The 12,668-nt window shown below is 66.1% G+C and carries 10 protein-coding genes and 1 riboswitch; of the genes, 5 read left to right on the top strand and 5 right to left on the bottom strand.

Annotated elements, in window-relative coordinates; genetic code table 11:
* Nucleotides 1-65 precede the first annotated feature (65 nt).
* The 4 genes from FDM28_RS09355 to FDM28_RS09340 all read left to right on the top strand — a co-directional run bounded on the left by FDM28_RS09355 (nucleotide 66) and on the right by FDM28_RS09340 (nucleotide 4,045).
* A complete protein-coding gene (locus FDM28_RS09355; protein ID WP_138514875.1) occupies nucleotides 66-1,487 on the top strand; it encodes an MATE family efflux transporter in 1,422 nt (473 codons plus the stop codon).
* Nucleotides 1,484-2,467, top strand: a complete 984-nt coding sequence (miaA, locus tag FDM28_RS09350) for a tRNA (adenosine(37)-N6)-dimethylallyltransferase MiaA (RefSeq protein WP_138514874.1) — start codon at nucleotides 1,484-1,486, stop codon at nucleotides 2,465-2,467. Before FDM28_RS09355 ends, miaA begins: the two co-directional genes overlap by 4 nt.
* Nucleotides 2,464-3,120: an ABC transporter ATP-binding protein gene (locus FDM28_RS09345; RefSeq protein WP_138514873.1), complete on the top strand. Its 657-nt coding sequence runs from the start codon at nucleotides 2,464-2,466 to the stop codon at nucleotides 3,118-3,120. Before miaA ends, FDM28_RS09345 begins: the two co-directional genes overlap by 4 nt.
* A gap of 82 nt (nucleotides 3,121-3,202) precedes the next feature.
* A complete protein-coding gene (locus FDM28_RS09340) occupies nucleotides 3,203-4,045 on the top strand; it encodes a substrate-binding periplasmic protein (protein ID WP_170211686.1) in 843 nt (280 codons plus the stop codon).
* 33 nt (nucleotides 4,046-4,078) lie between these two features.
* Here the strand turns inward: FDM28_RS09340 and FDM28_RS09335 are convergent, their stop codons facing one another.
* Genes FDM28_RS09335 through FDM28_RS09325 form a run of 3 tightly spaced genes read right to left on the bottom strand, consistent with a single transcriptional unit; the run spans nucleotide 4,079 to nucleotide 7,384 of the window.
* Nucleotides 4,079-4,738 (bottom strand): ABC transporter ATP-binding protein, encoded by a 660-nt coding sequence (locus FDM28_RS09335; RefSeq protein ID WP_138514871.1) that lies wholly within the window; start codon nucleotides 4,736-4,738, stop codon nucleotides 4,079-4,081.
* On the bottom strand, nucleotides 4,731-6,314 hold the full coding sequence (locus FDM28_RS09330) for an ABC transporter permease (RefSeq protein WP_138514870.1): 1,584 nt from the start codon (nucleotides 6,312-6,314) through the stop codon (nucleotides 4,731-4,733). The genes FDM28_RS09335 and FDM28_RS09330 overlap by 8 nt, the downstream gene beginning before the upstream one ends.
* A 26-nt stretch (nucleotides 6,315-6,340) precedes the next feature.
* Entirely contained in the window at nucleotides 6,341-7,384 is a 1,044-nt protein-coding gene (locus tag FDM28_RS09325) for a thiamine ABC transporter substrate-binding protein (protein WP_138514869.1), read from the bottom strand.
* 60 nt (nucleotides 7,385-7,444) lie between these two features.
* Nucleotides 7,445-7,538: riboswitch (TPP riboswitch) on the bottom strand.
* 53 nt (nucleotides 7,539-7,591) lie between these two features.
* Here FDM28_RS09325 and FDM28_RS09320 point away from each other — a divergent pair.
* Complete coding sequence (locus tag FDM28_RS09320) at nucleotides 7,592-10,258, top strand: ABC transporter permease (protein WP_138514868.1); 2,667 nt, start codon at nucleotides 7,592-7,594, stop codon at nucleotides 10,256-10,258.
* Nucleotides 10,259-10,294: 36 nt separating this feature from the next.
* Here FDM28_RS09320 and FDM28_RS09315 read toward each other — a convergent pair whose 3' ends face one another.
* Nucleotides 10,295-11,326 carry a TRAP transporter substrate-binding protein gene (locus FDM28_RS09315; protein WP_138514867.1) on the bottom strand — a complete coding sequence of 344 codons (1,032 nt, stop codon included), beginning with the start codon at nucleotides 11,324-11,326 and terminating at the stop codon, nucleotides 10,295-10,297.
* A gap of 45 nt (nucleotides 11,327-11,371) precedes the next feature.
* Nucleotides 11,372-12,664 (bottom strand): TRAP transporter large permease, encoded by a 1,293-nt coding sequence (locus FDM28_RS09310; RefSeq protein ID WP_138514866.1) that lies wholly within the window; start codon nucleotides 12,662-12,664, stop codon nucleotides 11,372-11,374.
* Nucleotides 12,665-12,668: the final 4 nt, after the last annotated feature.

Here is a 12,668-nt window from a genome sequence, read left to right as displayed (position 1 = left end):
CAGCGCTGCAGCGCTGTTTTTTTATGCCCGGACCAGCGCGGGCAGGCCCGTAAAATGGCCGGCTGATGACCGCACGCCCCGCCCCCTCCCACCCGCCGCTGTCCACCCGTACCGAATTTGCGGCCCTGTGGCAGCTGGCCTGGCCCATCCTGATCGGTCAACTGGCCAATGTGGGCATGTCGGTGGTCGATGTGGCCATGGCCGGCCACGCATCGGCGCATGACCTGGCCGGCATCTCGCTGGGGGTGTCCATCTGGAACATCATCATCATCACCCTCATGGGGTTGATGATGTCGGTCGCCCCCCTGGTGGCCCACCATGTGGGTGCCCGGGAGTTTGACAAGGTGCCCCACCTGGTGCGCCAGGGCCTCTGGAAGGCACTGGGCGTGGGCCTAGTGGCGCTGGTGCTGGCCCAGCTCTCGGCCCGCGTGTTTGACCACATGGACATAGAACCCCATGTGCATGAGGTGGCCACAGGCTTTGTGCAGATCATCAGCTTTGCCCTGCCCGCCTTCGCCTGCTACCGCGTGCTCTACGGCTACAGCGCCAGCCTCAACCAGACCAAGCCCTTGATGGTGATGTCGCTGGGCGCGCTGCTGCTCAACGTGCTGGTGAACTGGCTGCTGGTGTTTGGCGTAGGGCCCTTCCCGCGCCTGGGCGGGCTGGGTTGTGCCTGGGCCACGCTCTTGTGCGTGTGGTTCAACCTGATCGGCCTGCTGGTGTGGATGCGCCTGTCCCCCGCCTACCGCAGCACCTGGCCGTTCGCGCACTGGGAGTGGCCGCACCCCGAGAAGCTGGCGGCCTTGTGGAAGCTGGGCTTTCCCATCGGGGTGACCTACTTTGCCGAGACCAGCGCCTTCGGTCTGATTGCGCTGCTGATTGCCGAATTCGGCAGCCGCGAGGTCGCCGCGCACCAGATTGCCCTCAACTTCACCTCGCTGATTTTCATGGTGCCGCTCAGCATGGGCACCGCCTTGCTCACCCGCGTGGGCCAGAGCCTGGGCGCGGGCGACCCGGTGGCAGCCCGCTTCCGAGCCTGGGTGGGGGTCAAAGCGGGTCTGGGCTTCGGGGTGTTGTCTGCCCTGGGCATGGCGGCCATGGCCCACCAGATTGCCTGGGCCTACACCAATGACGCCACCGTGGCCACGCTGGCCGCGCAGCTGCTGTTTTTGGCGGCGGTGTTTCAGATGTCCGACTCGGCGCAGGTGGTCATCAGCTGCGCCATTCGCGGCTACAAGGTCACCCGCAGCCCCATGGTGATTCACCTCACCGCGTTCTGGGGCTTCTCGCTGCCACTGGGTTGTGTGCTGGGCCTGGCACCCGAGTGGCTGCCCTGGCGCCCGGTGCAGGCCATGGGCGCACAGGGCTTCTGGATTGCGCTGGTGGTGGGCTTGACCGTAGCAGCTACCGGCTTGCTGCTGTTGCTGCGCCGGGTCACTCGCGCCCACCTCACCACCCAACACGCACCACACCACACCACACCATGACGACCGCCCTGCCTTTTTACCTCTGCCTGGCCGGCCCTACGGCAGCCGGCAAAACGGCGGCGGCGCTGGCCATCGCGGCGGAGCATGACGGCGAAATCATCAGCGTCGACTCGGCCTTGGTCTACCGTGGCATGGACATCGGCACCGCCAAACCCGAGCCGCACGAGCTGGCCGCCGTGCCCCACCACCTGATCAACATCCGCGACCCGCTGGACGCCTACAGCGCGGCCGAGTTCGTCAAAGACGCACAAGCGCTGATCACCGACATCCACGCCCGCGGCAAGCTGCCCCTGCTGGTGGGCGGCACCATGCTCTACTTCAAAGCCCTGTTTGACGGGCTGGACGACATGCCCGCCGCCAGCCCCGAGGTGCGCGCCGCGCTGGAGGCCGAAGCAGCAGCGCTGGGCTGGCCCGCCATGCATGCGCAGTTGGCGGTGGTAGACCCTGTCACGGCGGCCCGCTTGGCCCCGGCGGACAGCCAGCGCATCCAGCGTGCGCTGGAGGTGTACCGGGTGTCCGGCCAGCCGCTTTCTGCGTTTCACGCCCAGCAAAGTGCTATAAAAAAAGAAGCTGCTCGCGCAGATGCTACGGGCGCTAGCGCCCTGTTTTCCTTGGAACCTGCCGATCGGGCCTGGCTGCATGGCCGCATCGCCCAGCGCTTTGACCTGATGCTGCAAGGCGGTTTTTTGGACGAAGTGCGAGCGCTCATGGCCCGTGGCGACCTGCACCCCGACCTGCCCAGCATGCGCTGCGTGGGCTACCGCCAGGCCTGGGAAGCACTGGCCGGCACCAGCCCCATGGCAGAGCTGCGCGACAAAGGCATTGCCGCCACCCGCCAGCTCGCCAAACGACAAATCACCTGGCTGCGCTCCATGCCGCAGCGCCAAGTGGTGGTCGCAGACCAGCCGGGCGCGCAAAACGCCTTGCTGCACGCCGTGCGCCCCCTCATCCACACCCACCACAAGCGCAGCGCCCCATGACCTTGCAACTCCACGCCCTGGGCAAGCACTACGGCAGCACACCGGTGTTTGCCAACGTTTCGCTCAACGTGGCGCCGGGCGAGTTCGTGGCCATCGTGGGGGAGTCGGGCGTGGGCAAATCCACCCTGCTCAACTGCATGGCCGGGCTGGACAGCTGGGACACCGGCCGCGTGCACCTCGCCGGGCACGACCTGGGCGACCTGAACGACGACCAGCGCGCCCTGCTGCGGCGTGAAAAAGTGGGCTTTGTGTTTCAGGCCTTCCATGTGCTGCCGCACCTCGATGTGGCGCAAAACGTCGCCCTGCCTTTGCTGCTGCTGGGCCGCAACGAGCCAGAGCGGGTCGACGCCTTGCTGCACGCCGTGGGCCTGGGCGGCCTGGGGGCACGCCTGCCGCAACAACTCAGTGGCGGCCAGTTGCAGCGGGTGGCGATTGCCCGTGCACTGGTGCACCAGCCCGCGCTCATCCTGGCGGACGAGCCCACCGGCAACCTGGACCCCACCACTGCCGCCAAAGTCATGGCGGCACTGGTCAGCCAGACCCGCCTGCACGGCAGTGCGCTAGTGCTGGTGACCCACTCGCTGGCTGCCACTGAACAGGCCGACCGGGTGCTGCATTTGCGCAGCGACGGCATCGCCCCGGTGCCCGGCTGACAAAACCGGTGCGCTGCGCTAGACTGAAACGCAGCCCTCCTCCACCCGGCGCAACCCGCCCCAACTCCAAGCGCAGATGCAAATGCAAGTGCAAGTGATCCACCCTGCTATTCGCAGCGCCGTTGTGACCGTATCGCTCATGGTTTGGGCTGGCGCCAGTGCGGCGCACTGTAGCCGCGCTGTACAGGTACCGGTGTCGGCCACCGGGTACAGCGTGGTGATCGAGGGGCAGTCGGTGCGCGGTATTTACCCCGAGATGCTCAAGAGCATTTCCGACAAGGAAAATTGCCGTTTTGCCATGACGCCGGTTCCACGCGCCCGTCTGGAGAAACTGTTTGAAACCGGCAAGGCCGACATGATCGTGGCCGCGCAGCGCTCGACCCACCGCGATGAATTTGGCGTGTTTGTGCCCATGGTGCGCAGCCGCGCCACCCTGATTTCCCTGGACGATGCACAGCGCGCGCCCTTCAAAAACTTTCAGGAACTGGTCGACCACAAAGAGGCCCGCCTGGTGGTGGTGCGGGGCTACGACTACGGCAGTGGCTACCAGGATCTGATCGACACCCTGAGCCATGACAACCGCGTGGTCTTTGAGGTCGACCCGCAAGCCGTGGGCCGACTGCTCAAGTCCAACCCCGGCGATGTGACCATCATGGTGCCCACCATTTTGTATGGTGCCATGCAGGAAGACCCCCGCCTGCGCGACCAGCTCGACAAGCTGCGCATCGAACCGCTGGACAACCTGGTCTGGGGCGAAAGCGGCGTGTACCTTGCCAAGGCGATGGAGCCCGGCCTCTTCAAATACCTGCTGGCCGCCATGCAGCGTGCGGCCCAGAGCGGCACGGTGCACAAAGGCTTTGCCTCTTACTATCCAGTGCAAGTGCTCAAAGACAGCATCAAGCCGCTGGACCGCCCCCAGCCCTGAGCGCAGGCGCCCGCCCCGTGCGGCAGGGCCATATCACCACTGCTGCACCAGCACCCCGTTCAACAAGCGGTAACCACGCACCGCCATGGCCCGCGCCTCGGCCTCGTCATGGGTCACCCACAGAGTCGCCATGCGGTGCTCGGCAATGTGGGACTTGAACTCGTCGCGCAGTTGCAGGCGCAAATCGGCATCCAGCGCCGAAAAGGGCTCGTCCAGCAGCAGCGCGCGCGGGCGGGTGATGAGGGCCCGCGCCAGGGCCACCCGCTGCTGCTCGCCCCCCGAGAGTTGCCAGACCTTGGAGTGGGCATAGGCCGACAGGCCAAAACGCGCCAGCATGGCCACCGCCTGCTCGCGTGCAGCGGCTTTCGGCACACGCTGCTCCACCAGGCCAAAGGCCACGTTGTCTTGCACATTCAAGTGGGGAAACAGCGCAAAGTCCTGAAACATGAGCGCGAAACCGCGCCGCTCGGGCGGCAGGCCGGAGATATCTGCACCATCCATGCACACCCGGCCGGCATCGGCCTGCTCCAGCCCGGCGGCAATGCGCAGCAAGGTGCTTTTGCCACTGCCGCTAGGCCCGAGCAACGCCACCGTGTCGCCAGCGGCTACGGCCACTGAAGCGCCCTGCAGCAAGGCCTTGGGCGCGCCGTGCGGCGGTGTCCATTGTTTGAAAATGTTCTGCAACTCAAGCACGCGCGTCTTCCTCGTTATCGATCTCTTCGGCCGGCCACTCAATGAGCACAAAGGCCAGCAAGGCCAGCGCCATCAGCACACAGGCGAGCACCTGCGCGGCGGCCAGATTGTCGGCGCCCGGCTTGCCCAGGTGCTGGTAAATCAGGGTGGTGAGTGTGGCCCACTCCGGGCGCGACAAAAACAGGCTCACCGCAAACTCCCCCACCGCGGTGGCGGCCGCAAAGGCCATGCCCCTGCGCAAGGCCGGTGCGAGCAAGGGCAGCGTCACCCGCCAGAAACAGCGCCACGGGCTGGCGCCCAGGCTGCGTGCGGCCTCCAGGTAGTGCGCGGGCAGGCTGTCCAGCCGCGCGGCCAGTGCTTTGGCCACAAAGGGATAGGCTAAGAGCGCATACGCCGCCACCAACACCCCAAAGCTGCCACTGGCCTGCGGGTACAGCAGCAGCAAGCCAAAGGCCACCATCACCGGCGAGACGATGAAGGGCAAAAACACCAGCGTGCGCAGCCACAACACCCGCTGCGCCGCCAGCGCGTGGGCCAACCCGAGGCCGGTGGCCAGCACCAAGGCCAGCACCGAGAACTGCGCCGTGTTGCCCAAAGCGAGCAGCGTGTCTTCATCGGTCAACACCTCCCAGACGGATGCTCCTGAATGTATAGCGCCTTGCGCAATACTGGCGAGCGGTAGCAGGCAAATCAACACCCAAAGCAGCACCACCGCCACCACTGCGAGCCACTGCGCGGCACCTGCGGGCCGGCGGCGCGGCAGGGCATCAGCACGCGCGGGGGCGGCCATGCGCCGCTCGATGGCGGCATAGCTCCAAGCCACCACGCCGGTGAGGGCCAGCATCCACAAGGACAGCACGCCGGCCTGCCCCAGTTGCAGCTCATGCGCCACCAAGGTGTAAATCTCGACCTCGGCAGTCGCATAGTCTTGCCCGCCCAGCACCAGGGCCAGCCCGAAACCCGAAAAGCAATACAAAAACACGAGGCACAAGGCAGACGCCAGCCACGGCGCAATGGCCGGCCACTCCACGCGCCAGAAGGCACGCCACGGCGTGGCGCCCAGGCTACGGGCCGCCGCCACGCGGGCTGCGCTCACCTGAGACAGTGCATCCACCCCGGCGCGCACCACCACACACAGATTGAAAAAAAGGTTGCCATAGAGCAGCAACCACGGCGTGCCCTGCAAGTCCGGCCCGCCCCACTGCACCAAGAGGCCCCGCGGCCCCATCAGGGCCAGCACGCCCATGGCAGCCACCAGCGTGGGCACCACAAAAGGCAGCATGAGCCCGCGCAGCATCCAGTGGCGGCCGGGAAACTCCAGCCGTGCCAGCACCCAGGCCATGGGCAAGCCCAAGAGCAGCGTGGCCCCGCAGGTGATGGCCGCCTGCGCGAATGACCAGATCAGGCGGCCGCGCAGGTAAGCGTCTTGCCACGGCGCCCACAGGCTCTCTGCCCCCCAGCCCTCCAATAGCAAACGCAGCGCAGGCGCCACCAGCACCACCGCCAAAAAGGCCAGTGGCAGCGCCGCCAGCGCCCAGCGCTGCCAACGGGAGGGGTGCAGTGCGGCGTGCCGCATACCGCAGAGGCCGCAGCGTTTGAAACTTACTTCAGCACCACCTTGGTCCAGCGGGCCACCCAGTCAGCGCCCTTGGCGGCGATGTCGGTATCCGAGGGTGCGCTGAACGCGGTGGGCTCTGGCGCGAACTTAAAGGCATCAGCCTTGGCGACACCGGCCTCTGCGGGGTACATCCACATCTCCGTCTGCATGCCGCTCTGCACGGGGGCGGAGCGCAAAAAGTCCACGAACTTATCGGCCAGTGCACGCTCTTGGCCGCCTTTGACCAAAGCCACACCTTCGACCTGGCGGAACACAGCGCCGGGCAGGCTGAGCGAACCGGTTGGCGGCTCGGCCAATTTGGTCTTGCTGTAAAACAACTCGGCCGCCGGGCTGGTGGCGTAGCTCACCACCAAGGGGTGCTTGCCGCCGTTCTGGCTGAACTCGGTGTAGTAGGCCTCGGTCCAGCCCTTGGCCACTTTCAGGCCGTTGGCGCGCAGCTTGGCCCAGAAGTCAAAGGCTTTGTCTTCGCCCAGCGTGCCGATGGTGGAGAGCAAAAACGCATAGCCGGGGCTGCTGGTGGCGGGGTTTTGCACCACCAGCAATTTGGCGTAGGCGGGTTGGGTCAGGTCGTCCAGGGTTTTGGGCAGGGCTACGCCGTTTTTGGCGAACCAGGCTTTGTCGTAGTTGAGCGTCACGTAGCCGTAGTCCACCGGCACCAGCGGGGCAGGCAACTCGGCTGCCGGCTTGCGGCCTGCTGCCGTGGCAGCGGAGGTATCGAGCACGCCGGCTGCCAGGGCTTTGGGGGCCAGGGCGTTGTCAATGCCGTAGACCACATCGGCAATCGGGTTGGCTTTGGTGAGGATGAGCTTGTTCAGCATCTCGCCCGCATCACCGGCTTTGGTAATACGCAGTTTCACGCCGTTGTCTTTTTCAAACTGGGCCAGCAGCGGCTTGGGAACGGAGAAGGAGCTGTGCGTGAGCACGCGCAGGTCAGCGGCGTGGGCCCCTATGTGAGCGGTAGCCAGGCCTGCGGTCAGCAAGGCGGCGGCCAAAGTGGTTTTCAGGTGCGAAAAAATCCCGTGTTGCATGGTGTGCTCTCTTTCAATGCGCCAACGCGGACCGCATCAAAAGCCGGCACCCACAGGGGGACAACAGGCTTCTCACACTTCCTACGCTGGCATGACCCAGATCAGGTTCGTGGGGTATGTCTCAGCCCTGTGAAGGGCACCCCCGGTGGAAGCCGTGATTGTAGGCCGCCGGCACCCGAGCGCCCCGGGGGGACGCACAATCGCCCCATGGTCCCGTCATTGCGCAAACCCCTTTGGCCGCTGCTGGGCAGCTTCTCGTGGCAGGAGCTGCGGCAGCACCCGTGGCGCAATGCAGCGGCCGTGGTGTCGGTGATGCTGGGAGTGGCGCTGGCCTTCTCGGTGCACCTGATCAACGCCTCTGCGCTGGACGAGTTTTCGCAAGCGGTGCGCTCGGTCGGCGGCCAGCCGGACCTCGAGCTGCGCAGCGCCAACAGCAGCGAAGGCGTGCCCCTGGCCCTGTGGGGCCGGCTGCAGCAGGACCCGGACATTGCCCTGGCCGCACCGGTGCTGGAGCTGAGCACCTACGTGGTGCCCACGCTGCCTGCCCCCGGTGCCCATACACCCCACGATGCGCCCCAAGATACCCCGCGCGTGCTGCTGCGGGTGGTGGGGGTGGACCCCGTGCAAGTGGCCGCCGTGGCCCCGGAGCTGCTGCCCCGGCCCGACGCCAGCGCGGGCAGTGAACGGCTGGCCTTCTTCGCACCCGACACGGTATTCCTGAACCCCACAGCGCGCCAGGCCTTGAAGGGCAACACCCTGCAACTGCAAACCGGTTTGCGCCTGAGCACGGTGCGGGTGGCGGGCAGCGTGCAGGCCGGTGGCGCGCCCTTGGCGGTGATGGACATCGCCGCAGCGCAAGACCTGTTTGGCGTGGGCGAACGCATCACGCGGGTGGACCTGCGGCTGCGCGCGGGCGCAGACCGCCAAGCGCTGATGCAGCGCCTGCAAGCCGCCGCCGATTGGCCCGCAGGCGCCACGCTGCGCGAGCCGGGAGATGCAGTGGCCCGCATCAGCAACCTCTCGCGCGCCTACCGGGTGAACCTGACGGTGCTCGCGCTGGTGGCACTGTTTACCGGCGGGTTTCTGGTGTATTCGGTGCTGGCCCTGAGCGTGACGCGCCGCTCCCAGCAATTCGCCCTGCTTGCCGTGCTGGGCCTCACCGGCCGGGAGCGCCTGCAACTGGTGCTGTGCGAGGCCACGGTGCTGGGCGCCTTGGGCAGCGCGCTGGGGCTGTTGCTGGGCACCGCCTTGGCAGCCCTGGCCCTGCGCCTGCTGGGCGGCGACCTGGGCGGGGGCTATTTCAGCGGCGCCACACCGGCTTTGCAATGGAGCCCCTGGGCCGCGCTGGTTTTCGGGGCACTGGGCACTGCGGCGGCCCTGCTGGGTGCCTGGGGCCCGGCGCGCCTGGCGCAGCAATTACCACCGGCCCAAACCCTCAAAGGGCTGGGGCACCACAGCGGTAGCCGCACGCCGCTGCGCACCGGCGCCGCACTGCTGCTGGCGGGCGCCCTGCTGGCCCTGCTGCCCCCGGTGTGGGACATGCCGCTGGCCGCCTACCTGAGCGTGGCGGCCCTGCTGCTGGGTGGCATCTTGATCCTGCCTGCGCTGGTGGGCGCAGTGCTAAACCGCGTTGCCCCCCTGCTCACCCGCCACTTGCTGCCCCTGCTGGCGGTGGAGCGGGCACGCCGCGTGCGCGAGAGTGCGGCGGTGGCGGTGAGCGGTGTGGTCGCGGCCCTGAGCCTGGCCGTGGCACTCACGGTGATGGTGGCCAGCTTTCGCGGCTCGGTGATGGACTGGCTGGACCAGGTGCTGCCGGCCGACCTCTACCTACGCACCGCCGTCAGCAGCAGCGCGCTGGACACCGCCTACCTCGACCCCGCCTTCGTGGCGCAAGCAGCCGCACTGCCCGGCGTGGCGCGCGCCACCACCCAGCGCACGCTGCAAGTCTCGCTGGACGCGGCCAAGCCCGCCGTGGCGCTGATTGCCCGCCCGCTGCGCGATGCGCAGAGTGGCCAGCTCCACCTGCCGCTGGTCGGCGAGGTGGCGCCCGTGCCCGAGGGAGCGATTGCCGTTTATGTGAGCGAGGCGGTGGTGGACTTGTATGGCGCCCGGGTGGGGCAGGCTTTTCCGGCGCTTGAGCGCATTTTCAAGCCCAATCAGGCTCTAGCGCCCGCAGAACAAGCGCGAGAAGCTCCTTTTTTCATAGCAGGTATCTGGCGCGACTATGCCCGCCAAACCGGCGCCATCACCCTGGAGCAAGCCGACTTTGCCCGCCTGAGCCGCGACACGCGGGTGAACGACATGGCCTTCTGGCTGGAAGACGGCGCCAGCCCCACCGCATTGCAAAGCCAGATGCGGGCCTTGGCCGACCGCCTGGCCAACACCCCGGGTGGCGAGGCGGGCCGGCTGCTGGAGTTCGGCTCGGCGCGCGAGATACGGGCCACCAGCCTCAAGATTTTTGACCGCAGCTTTGCCGTGACCTACTGGCTGCAAGCGGTGGCCATTGGCATCGGGCTTTTCGGGGTGGCCGCCAGCTTCAGCGCGCAGGTGCTGGCGCGGCGCAAGGAGTTCGGGCTGCTGGTGCACCTGGGGCTCACACGCCGGCAGATACTGCGGGTGGTAGCGCTGGAAGGCGCGGCCTGGACCACGCTGGGCGCACTCGCCGGCGTAGCCTTGGGCCTGGCGGTGGCGGTAGTGCTGGTGCATGTGGTGAACCCGCAGAGCTTTCACTGGACCATGGAGCTGGCCCTGCCCGGGGGGCGCCTTGCGGCCCTGGGCGCAGCGGTGATTGCGGCGGGCACCCTCACCGCCTGGCTCTCCGGCCGCGCAGCAGCCGGGCGGGATGCGGTGATGGCCGTGAAGGAGGACTGGTAAGCCCCGCCTTCACAGCCGCGATCGCCCGCAAGCCACTTATTTTTTGCCGCGGATTTTGCTCAGCTCGGCCTGGGTTTCGTTCCACAAGTCCATGCCGATGTCCGCGCCAATCGAGGCATACACCCGGGTCAGCTTGTCGCGCATGCGGGTGGATTCGGCAGGTGAAAGCTCGTTGATTTGCATGCCCTTGGCCTTGAGATCGGCCACGGCCTTGGCGGCTTCGTCGCGGGTGTCTTTGCGCTCGAAGTCGCGGCTCAGCTTGGCAGCGTCGCTCAAGATCTTTTGCTCATCCTTGGACAGCTGATCCCACCACTTCTTGCTCACCAGCACAATCCAGGGGCTGTAGACGTGGTTGGTCACCGTCACGTACTTTTGCACCTCATAAAACTTGCTGGACAAGATGGTGTTGAAAGGGTTTTCCTGCCCGTCCACGGTGTTGGTTTCCAGCGCGCTGAACAACTCCGAGAAGGCCATGGGCACGGCGTTGGCGCCCAGGGTCTTGAAGCTGTTGAGGAACACGTTGTTCTGCATCACGCGCAGCTTGATGCCTTCCAGATCTTCCACCTTGTTGATGGCGCGCTTGCTGTTGGTGAGGTTGCGGAAGCCGTTTTCCCAATAGACCAAGCCCACCAAGCCCTTTTCTTGCAGCTTGTTGCGGATTTTGTCGCCCACGGGGCCATCCAGCAGGGCATCGGCTTCCTTGGCGTTGCTAATCAAAAACGGCGTGTCCCACAAAGCCATTTCTTTGGTAATGCCGACCAGCGTGGCGGTAGAGCCGACCATCATTTCCTGCGCGCCGCCGATCAGCGACTGCTGCATTTGCGTGTCCGGGCCCAAAGCGGCGGCACCGATGGCGCGCACCTTCATCTTGCCGCCGGAGGCTTTTTCCACCGCCTCGGCAAACACCTTGGCCGCGCGGCCCTGGTTGCTCTGTTCGTTGAGGCCGTAGCCGAAGCGGATCAGGCGGGGTTTGATGTCCTGCGCCAGCGCAGGCAGCGCGGCGCTGAACACAGCGGCACCCGCCACGGCCAGGACGGCGCGGCGGATCAGGGTGGTAGAGGCTTTCATGGTGTGTCTCCTAAGCGTTGTGGGGTTGAAAGGTGAAAAAGAGGCTCAGCGCATCCACGCCACCGGCGCGGTCACGATCTGCGGGAAAAGCACGAAGAGGAACAAGATCAGCGTGTAGGTCATAAGGAAGGGGTTCACCCCCTTCACCACCCGGTGCAGCGGCAAGCGCCCCACGCCGGCCACCACATTGAGCACCGTGCCCACGGGCGGGGTGATGAGGCCGATGGCGCCGTTGAGCACAAACATCAGGCCGAAGTACACCGGGTCGATGCCCGCCTTGACGGCAATGGGCAGCATCACCGGCGCAAAAATCAGGATGGTGGGCGTGAGGTCCAAGGCGGTGCCCACCAGAATGAGCACCAACATCATCACCAGCATCAGGAGGCGCGGGCTTTCTACCAGAGGGCCCAGCCAGCCGGAAAGTGTGCTGGGCAAGTCGGCCAGCGTGATCATGTAGCTGGCCACCTGCGCACCGGCACACAAAAACATGACGATGGCCGTGGTTTTGGCAGCCCGCACCAGCACGCCATAGACCTCGGGCAGCTTCATTTCGCGGTGCACAAACAAGGCTACCACCAGGGCGTAAAACGCGGCAACCACAGCCGCTTCGGTGGGCGTGAACACACCGGTTTTCATGCCGCCGATGATGATGATGGGCATCAACATCGCCCAGAAGGCTTTCAAGGTAGCTTGCAAACGCTCACGCAGGGGCAAAGGCTTGCCTTCGGGCAGGTCCATGTCGCGCAACACGTATTTCCACGCCACGATCAGGCCCACGCCCATGATGAGGCCGGGCACGATGCCGGACAGAAACAGCGCGGAAATGGACGTGTTGGTGGTCACCCCATAAATCACAAACGGCATGCTGGGCGGAATGATGGGCGCGATGATGCCACCCGAGGCCAGCAGGCCGGCCGAGGTATGCATGGGGTAGCCCTGCTGGCGCATCATGGGCATGAGGATGGTGGCCAGTGCCGCCGTATCCGCCAGGGCCGAACCGCTCATGCTCGCCATGAGCACCGCTGCGCCAATGGCCACATAGCCCAGCCCGCCACGGATGTGGCCCACCCAGGCCTGCGCCATGGTGATGATGCGCCGGCTGATGCCGCCGCTGTTCATCAGCTCACCGGCCAGTATGAAAAAGGGCACGGCCAACAGCGGGAAGCTGTCCACCCCGGCCACCAGGTTTTGGGCCAGCAACTGGGTGTCCCAAAAATCCAGCACCCAGGCCATGCCGGCACCGGTGAGCACCAGGGCCAGGCCCATGTTCATGCCGATGCCCATGAGGATCAGCATGCCCAACGAGAAAACAATGAATGCGAGTCCTTCGTTGCTCATGGTC

This window comes from Rhodoferax bucti, from assembly GCF_005876985.1.
Lineage (GTDB): Bacteria > Pseudomonadota > Gammaproteobacteria > Burkholderiales > Burkholderiaceae_C > Allorhodoferax > Allorhodoferax bucti.
Note: the sequence above shows the minus strand (reverse complement) of the source record. Positions and strands in the feature narration are given on the sequence as shown.